Genomic DNA, 6,510 nt, shown 5'->3' with positions numbered 1-6,510 from the left:
TGCCGGTGCAGCTGGCCTTGCCGGTGTTGCAGCAACCAGCCGGCGGCACCGGCCGGATGGCGCAACACCTGCCGCAGCCGTTCAGCATCAAGAAGGCCAGGGGAGCCAATAGCAGCACCGGCTATGGCTGTGGCTGCGTCTGTGGCTGTGGTGGAGGTGTGATTGAGCAGCTCCAGCGAGCCAGGGAGAGAGGTGGAAGCCATGGGGGGAAAGCAGCAGTGCAGAGCGGCGCGGATCAGACAGCTACGGCGGCGAGCTGGGCCACTTGCTGGCGAATGAAGACGGCGTGGTCCCAGGTGCGGATGTAGTCGGAGACCAGGGCAGTAACCGGCAGCTGGAACTGGTCCCGGAAGGCCGTCACCAGCTGTGGAATGGTCTCGGTGGGTAGGGAGCGGATCTGGGCGATCAACTGCTGCACCTCAGCTGCGGTGAGCGGATTGGCGCCGTCCTGGTGTTCACCCTGCGCCTGTTCAGTGGCAGCGGTCTGCGCCGTGGCCACCTGCTCAGGGGTATCAGCTGGGTTTGCGGAGGCAGGGAGGACCGCGTCTGATGCCGGGGCCAGCAGAGCAGACCCGCCTTGAGCATCTGCCTTCGGGGCTACCGCCGCAGCCACCGCTGGCGCCGGGGTGGGCGCCGGTCTGGGCGTATGGCTGGCAGCCGCGCCCTGGTCCTGCCCATGGGCAGGCATCGCAGCTTGAGTGCTGCGGCCGCGGGTCGTGCGGCTGCGGCTTGTGGTGCGCGGTGCGGTGCTGGCAGCTGTCGCAGCGTTCGGTCCGCTACCCGCAGCTGACTGCTGCATGGTCGGCATGGACGATTGCTGCAGGGGCTGCGAACCAAGCTCGTGGCGCCCCTCGCCACCGTCGTTGTCCTCCGCAGCCAGACAAAGCAGCGCCAAAATCTGATAACGGCGCAGGTAAGTGATCGTGCCGCCTAAGGCGTGCAGTGGATTGGTGGTGGTGCCCAGCTGGCCCAGCAGCGTGTAGAGCCCCCTGAGCTGGTCGTCGAGGCGTAGGCCGGGCTCGCGCGGCGCTGGCGACAGCTCTGCTTGTGCTTCTGGATTGCGGGGCGGCAGCACCGGTGGCAAGGCACCGATCGCCGCCAGCGGTAGATCCAACGGGAAGTGCTGCAGCACCTGACTGCGCAACGCATGCACCCACTCCAGCAGCCCCTCCAGGGTGGGTATCGGGCAGCTGGAGCTGATCCGCTCACCGCTGGGGGCGTGGCTCAGGGTGGTGTGGAGCAGGCAGGAGCCCTCGGCTCCCGGCTCCAGCGTCTGGGTCAGCACCAAGCCCTGATCCAGCAGGGAGGGGGTGATGGTCTCCAGCACGGTGCGCAGATCCGCGAAGGCGCCGTACTTGGCCTCCGACTGCTTGCGGATCGGGCCGACATGGCGGTGAAAGGCCAGCAGCGCTAGGGGCAGGCTGGCTGGATAGTCAGGCTGCGACTCGCGTACAGCAGTCCCAGGAGAAGACAACGGTGCGGATCGCAGCTCAACAGACTTTAGCCCTAGGGCTCGCTATTGAGATTATTTGATGGTGGCTTTCCAATAGTCCAGCAGGCTCAAGGGGCGCAGGCCGCCGTCCAGGTCCCGCAGTTGGTGCATTTGCTCCGGCGTCCAGGTGTGCCAGCCGCTCAGCACCATCCGCAGCGTCTCCAGTTCGTCGTTGCTCAGGTGTGGCATCACCGTCGCAGACGCCTTGGCTGCCACCGCTGCCAGCGATTCCCAGGCTTCCGGTAGCGGCAGGTTCAGCGCTTGCGCCGTCCCCCGGAAGCGCTCGACCGCTTCTGCGCTTGCCTCAACCGCCTGCTGGAGGGTGGGTAGGGGTTGCTCCTTGGCCCAGGCCGGCGGCTCTAGCTCGCCGATGAAGTGGGAGAAGAAATCGGTAGCGGTCCACAGCCGCCCATCGTCGTGCTCAATCGCTCGCTGACGGGCGATGCGGGGCAGCAGCGGGTCGTCCTCAGCTAGGCCGTAGTTCCTGCTGGCCAGCCGGTCGTTCATCATCCCGAACTGAATGAAGGTAACCGGATAGGGCTGGGCGATCTTGCCCCGCTGCATGCGATTAAAGGTCGAGTCAGCGACTGTTGGAAACTGGGCGGCCTTGCCCCAGCGCAGGGGGGTGTCATGGCTCCAGCCCGCCCGCTCCAGCCAGCTGGTGAGAGTTTTGCCAAAGCAATCGCGGCAGGACTGGGAGGGGTAGCTGGCGTTTTCGGGACTGCTCACTGATCGCGCGGGGTAGGGGATCGCTGTTGTGCTGGAGGGGAGATGGGGTCTCAGGTCGCCGCGTGATCCGGTGGCCGGGGGGGCAGTGGGGGCAAAGGCACAGAGCCAGCGGCAAGGTCACCTGCGCGCAGCTCCAGCACCAGCCGCGCCCACTGCTCCGGGGTCAGCACCACCCGCCAGAGACCACCGCGGAAGCGCACCAGCGTGGCGGAGTGGGGGGCGGCGGCATGGTGGCGTTGCCGTTCGGCGGCAGCGGGTTTCTCCCGGGCGGCGCGGGCCACATCTTTCCAATCAGCCACCTGCAGGGCAAAGCCGCTGAGGCCATCAAGATCGCCCTGGTCATCGAGGCGGCCGGCGCCGAGCTTGCGGCGGATCGGCAGCCCAAGTAGCAGGGAGAGCAGCTCAGCAGCCTCCCGTTCGGCGCGATCGCCGCGACCCTTCTGGGCGTTGGCCATGGCAGCGGCTCAGCACATCAGCGCAGCCTAGCTGGCGCTAGTGGATACACCAGCGCACTAGCACCTAAGACACGCTGAGCTCCTGACGCTGCTGTTCGGTATCGGGATGTAGCAGTGTTAATCAGCAGCCGAGTCGCCTTTAGGCCGCCGGTACCGGTGTGCTGCTTAGGCGGCAGCGGACAAGCTTGGTTCTGGAGTCATCTGGGCAGCTCCCTGGGACTGGGGCAAAGGACTGAAAGGCCCCGGCTGTCCAGGATCAGCACTTGCCAGGGTGGAGGCCAGCACGCCGCCGAGGGGCTGGAGCCGCCGCTGATCCTGGCTGTCTGCACCAGGTCTTGGATCCAGCTCGGAAAGGATCGGGGCATGGCGGGCCAGCTGCCGAGCTACGGCGTGGCGCACCTCGGCGATGAACCAGGGCATGGCGCCTGGATCACCTGCAGCCCGGGCCATGCGGGCATCGCGCATCAACCGCTCGGTCTCCTGCCACGACAGCAGCCGCCGGCTGTGAATTTGGGCCACCTGCTCGGGGCTCAGCTCGGCGGTGAGGCGCTGAGGTACCGGTCCGTCGGCACCGCGAAAGCCGTGGCCACTGGGTCGATAGGCGGCGGGGCAATGGCAGATCAACGGCAGGTCCTGACCAGCGAGCGGCCTGCCGTCGCGGTTGCGGTCGTAGTCCGGCAGCAGGCAGTTGACCAGGCCGTCGCCGTTGGTCACCACACCGGAGTCGTAGCAGGCCAGGCAGTCGCAGCTGGGGCGGCGGAAGGTGAGATCGCGGTCGAGGGTGTCGCGCTTGTAGCCCACGGGGCGGCTGAACATCCGGCGACTGTCGTTCGCTAGCCACAGCATAAGCATGACTAGCGAACAGAGACAAGACCGGAGGGGTTTCGCTCGTTCTGCGGGGTTTTGCTCCGCTCCTGCTTACGGGGCGCGGTACACCTGGTAGGCGGGGTGTTTGGCCAGAGCCAGCTCCTCGCGGTGCTGGGCCAGCCAGGCCTCGCTGTTCAGCAGCGCCCAACCGGCCTGGGTGGCCTGACGCAGCAGCTGGCTAACCCCTTGGCGGCCAGTGCGGAGCAGCACCAGCTCAAGCTCTTCCAGCATCGCCGAGAAGGCCGCCCGGCTGCGGCTGCCTGGCTTGCTCAGCCAGTAAGCCTCGATCCGCTCGGCCAGGGGCTGCAGCTGAGGCGGCAGCTCGCTGATCCTCACGGGCAGCCGCGTAGCTCGTGGTTTGGCACTGCCCGGCGGCTGGGGCGTCAGCGCATCGAGTGGCTCAAGGGATGGAGCAAGAGGTGAGTTGGGTAGCTGGGCTGACCTGGGGTCGCCCTGGTTGAGGGGTGCAGCGGCCTGGCTGTCGGCGGCGGGGGCGGCCGCGTCAGAGAGACAACAACGAAGTAGGGATCTGGAAGAAGAACTGGGATCTGGTTGGGGGGGTGTTGTTAATGGGTTCTTGTTCGTCAGGTTCTGGTGGCCTGGGTGTGGGTGCCCTGCTGGCCTGGGTGGGGGATCTGTCGTGGCCTGGGTGGTGGTGCTCTGCTGGCCTGGGTAGGGGGTGCTGTCTTGGCCTGGGTAGGGAACCTCGCTTGATACGGCTGGGTGGGATGCGCTACTCGCGGTGAGCAGGCCCTGCTCGCCTTGTCGCTCGCTTGCCGCTACCCGGTTGCCAGCCGTTAGCCGAGGCGTACTGAGCGCCCAGTAGCGGTTGCTGTGTCCTGGGCGCAGTTCTCGCTTGATCCAGCCCCGCTCCAGCAACTCAGCAATCGCCCGTTTGACCGTGCGCTCACTCAAGCCAGCCTCACGCGCCAGGGTGCCAAGCGCTGCAAAGCAGCCCCGTGCACTGCCGTTGCCGTGGGCATGGATCAGGGCGTAGGCGATCAGCCGGCGCTGGCCGCCTGGCTGGGGCAGCTCCCTCAGCAGGGCTGCAGGCAGCGCCACAAAGCCGTGGCTGCTGCCACGGGCAATCGCCTCCGGCATCAGGCCGCCCCGCTGGCTGGCGGATGCTGCCGCTGACGGCGCTGATCGAGCAGTCGCTGCACCTCCTGCTGTTCCTGCTCGATCAGCTGGTCGATCAGCTCCCGCATAAAGCGTGAGGCGCTGCGGCCGGCATGGGCCTTAATCCAAGCCACCTGCTCTGGGCGCAGCAAGAAGCCGATGTGCATGGTGGCCTCCGGAGCTAGCGGTGGCGGCAGGTCGATCTCCATGGCTTCCTGTCGACAGACTTGCGAACGCTAAGCTCTGGTTTCGGTGACTAGCGATCGTGTTGGTCAGTTCCCAGCATGCACCGCCTGCTGTTGGCAGCTCCGGCTGGCTCGAGCCTTTGTCGATCAGTCGTGACGACAGCACCTGGACGTACCGGCTGCTGGACCAGTCCCACTGGTTTCCGGTCTCGATCACAGGTGTGATCACCCGGGTGTGTAAGCCAGCAGAAGCCCTGGCCTGGATAGAAGCCAGCCGGGATGTCTGGGAGCCACGCGGCAATACCGCCCACGCTGCCTTGCAGCACCATGCCGTGCACACCTGGCAGGCACCGCCTGCGCTGTGGCCTTCAGGTCTCGATGCAGCGCAGCCAGCTGATCCCTGGGGGCCGGTCTACGGGGCCTATGGCGACTGGATTGCACCGCTGCTGGCCGAGCCCCTTTGGCAGCACGTGCAAGTTGTGGCAGCCGAGTTGATGCTCTACGACCTGGAGCGCAATGTGGCCGGCACCCTGGATCTGCTGCTGCGCTTCCCCGACGGCAGCTATGGGATCGCCGACCTCAAGACCCTCTCGGCGCGTGGCCGCAGGTATGACACCAGGGCCCAGCTGGGGGCAGGGATCGTCATGGCTGAGCAGCACTACGAGCTGGAGATCAGCAGGGGGCTGACCATCTGGGCCTCCCCGGGCCGCTGCCAGATCCAGACCCATACGGCCAGCGCATGCCGGCAGAGCTGGGAGCGGGTGTTTGAGGTCTACCTGCGGGACTCGCGACCGTTTTGAACCTTGCACTAGGGCTCACTAACTACTAGGGTTATGCCCTTAGCGCACGGACACCCGCTTTTGACCGCTCCCCGGCTGCCCGCCTTTTCCCGTACCCGTTCAGCTCGCCCTCTCCATGTCGTCTCCGCTTGCCGCCGGCCCCGTCACGCCGCTCTCCAGCATCAGCTCGCTCTCCTGTTCTCAGGCGCCACTGGAGTTGTGCTCGGCATCGCCATCGCCGCTGTCTTTTTCGCTGTCGCAAGAGGCCGCTGATGCGCTGCTGATCGCGGTCGACGCCAAAGCGGCACTGGAGGCCGCCAAGGAGCACCTGGCCCAGGCCACCGCCGTTCTCGATCAGCTGGTGGAGGCCGGGCTCTTGATTGAGCGCAACCTGCCGGTGGTCTCCGGTTACACGGTCTACCGGCAGGAGGGCCGAGCTTCTTGGAGCTACCCCGACTCGATCAAGCAGCTAGAAGCCCAACTCAAGAAGCGCAAGCAGCTGGCCGAGCAACTGGGTGACGCCACCCAGAAACGGGGCCAGCCCTTCTGGACGATTAAGGAATCGGAGAAGGTCTTCTGATGGCTGAGCCTGCCACAGAAGCGCGCATCAGCGCTCTCGCTGATCAGTTGCTTCTGTCCCTAGTGCGCTCCCACATCCAGCAGCTGCCCACCTCAGCTTTGGAAGCGATCCTCAATCTCACCGCCCAGACCAGCTCCATCCGAGTGGTGGAGCTGGTCGTTCAGGAATACAGCCAGCGCTATCCCCGTCTGCTCCGATGACCAGCACCCCCTGGCTCACCGCCCCCCAGGCCTCTACTGCCTTAGCGGTGTCGATCTCCACCCTCTACCGCTGGCGCAGCCAGGGCCTGCTGGTCGCTGGTAAG

The 6,510-nt window shown here is 66.3% G+C and carries 11 protein-coding genes; 4 read left to right on the top strand and 7 right to left on the bottom strand.

Annotation, left to right across the window (positions count from 1 at the left end; genetic code table 11):
* The 6 genes from KBZ07_RS14590 to KBZ07_RS14565 form a co-directional block, all read right to left on the bottom strand.
* A partial coding sequence (locus KBZ07_RS14590; protein WP_254932292.1) for a hypothetical protein occupies positions 1 to 203 on the bottom strand: 203 nt, incomplete at its 3' end.
* Between the two features lie 32 nt (positions 204 to 235).
* Positions 236 to 1,474 (bottom strand): ERF family protein, encoded by a 1,239-nt coding sequence (locus KBZ07_RS14585; protein WP_254932291.1) that lies wholly within the window; start codon positions 1,472 to 1,474, stop codon positions 236 to 238.
* Between the two features lie 51 nt (positions 1,475 to 1,525).
* A complete protein-coding gene (locus tag KBZ07_RS14580) occupies positions 1,526 to 2,221 on the bottom strand; it encodes a hypothetical protein (RefSeq protein ID WP_254932290.1) in 696 nt (231 codons plus the stop codon).
* Positions 2,222 to 2,271: 50 nt separating this feature from the next.
* Positions 2,272 to 2,676 (bottom strand): hypothetical protein, encoded by a 405-nt coding sequence (locus KBZ07_RS14575; protein WP_254932289.1) that lies wholly within the window; start codon positions 2,674 to 2,676, stop codon positions 2,272 to 2,274.
* Between the two features lie 165 nt (positions 2,677 to 2,841).
* Complete coding sequence (locus KBZ07_RS14570) at positions 2,842 to 3,492, bottom strand: hypothetical protein (RefSeq protein WP_254932288.1); 651 nt, start codon at positions 3,490 to 3,492, stop codon at positions 2,842 to 2,844.
* Between the two features lie 102 nt (positions 3,493 to 3,594).
* Positions 3,595 to 4,530, bottom strand: a complete 936-nt coding sequence (locus KBZ07_RS14565; RefSeq protein WP_396124116.1) for a helix-turn-helix domain-containing protein — start codon at positions 4,528 to 4,530, stop codon at positions 3,595 to 3,597.
* Here KBZ07_RS14565 and KBZ07_RS16525 point away from each other — a divergent pair.
* The gene (locus tag KBZ07_RS16525) at positions 4,519 to 4,680 is read left to right on the top strand and encodes a hypothetical protein (RefSeq protein WP_396124115.1); all 162 of its coding nucleotides are present in this window, start codon (positions 4,519 to 4,521) and stop codon (positions 4,678 to 4,680) included. The two genes, KBZ07_RS14565 and KBZ07_RS16525, sit on opposite strands and share 12 nt — an antisense overlap.
* Here KBZ07_RS16525 and KBZ07_RS14560 read toward each other — a convergent pair.
* Entirely contained in the window at positions 4,644 to 4,871 is a 228-nt protein-coding gene (locus KBZ07_RS14560; RefSeq protein WP_254932286.1) for a hypothetical protein, read from the bottom strand. The two genes, KBZ07_RS16525 and KBZ07_RS14560, sit on opposite strands and share 37 nt — an antisense overlap.
* A 116-nt stretch (positions 4,872 to 4,987) precedes the next feature.
* Here KBZ07_RS14560 and KBZ07_RS14555 point away from each other — a divergent pair, with 116 nt between their 5' ends.
* From KBZ07_RS14555 to KBZ07_RS14545, 3 genes are all read left to right on the top strand, one after another.
* Positions 4,988 to 5,647, top strand: coding sequence for a PD-(D/E)XK nuclease family protein (locus tag KBZ07_RS14555; protein WP_254932285.1), 660 nt, complete (start codon positions 4,988 to 4,990; stop codon positions 5,645 to 5,647).
* Between the two features lie 115 nt (positions 5,648 to 5,762).
* Positions 5,763 to 6,206 (top strand): hypothetical protein, encoded by a 444-nt coding sequence (locus KBZ07_RS14550; protein WP_254932284.1) that lies wholly within the window; start codon positions 5,763 to 5,765, stop codon positions 6,204 to 6,206.
* Positions 6,206 to 6,406 (top strand): hypothetical protein, encoded by a 201-nt coding sequence (locus tag KBZ07_RS14545; RefSeq protein ID WP_254932283.1) that lies wholly within the window; start codon positions 6,206 to 6,208, stop codon positions 6,404 to 6,406. Before KBZ07_RS14550 ends, KBZ07_RS14545 begins: the two co-directional genes overlap by 1 nt.
* Positions 6,407 to 6,510: the final 104 nt, after the last annotated feature.

The sequence above is a fragment of the Cyanobium sp. BA20m-14 genome (genome assembly GCF_024346295.1).
The sequence above is the reverse complement of the archived record's forward strand: the minus strand, read 5'-3'. Positions and strand labels throughout refer to the sequence as shown.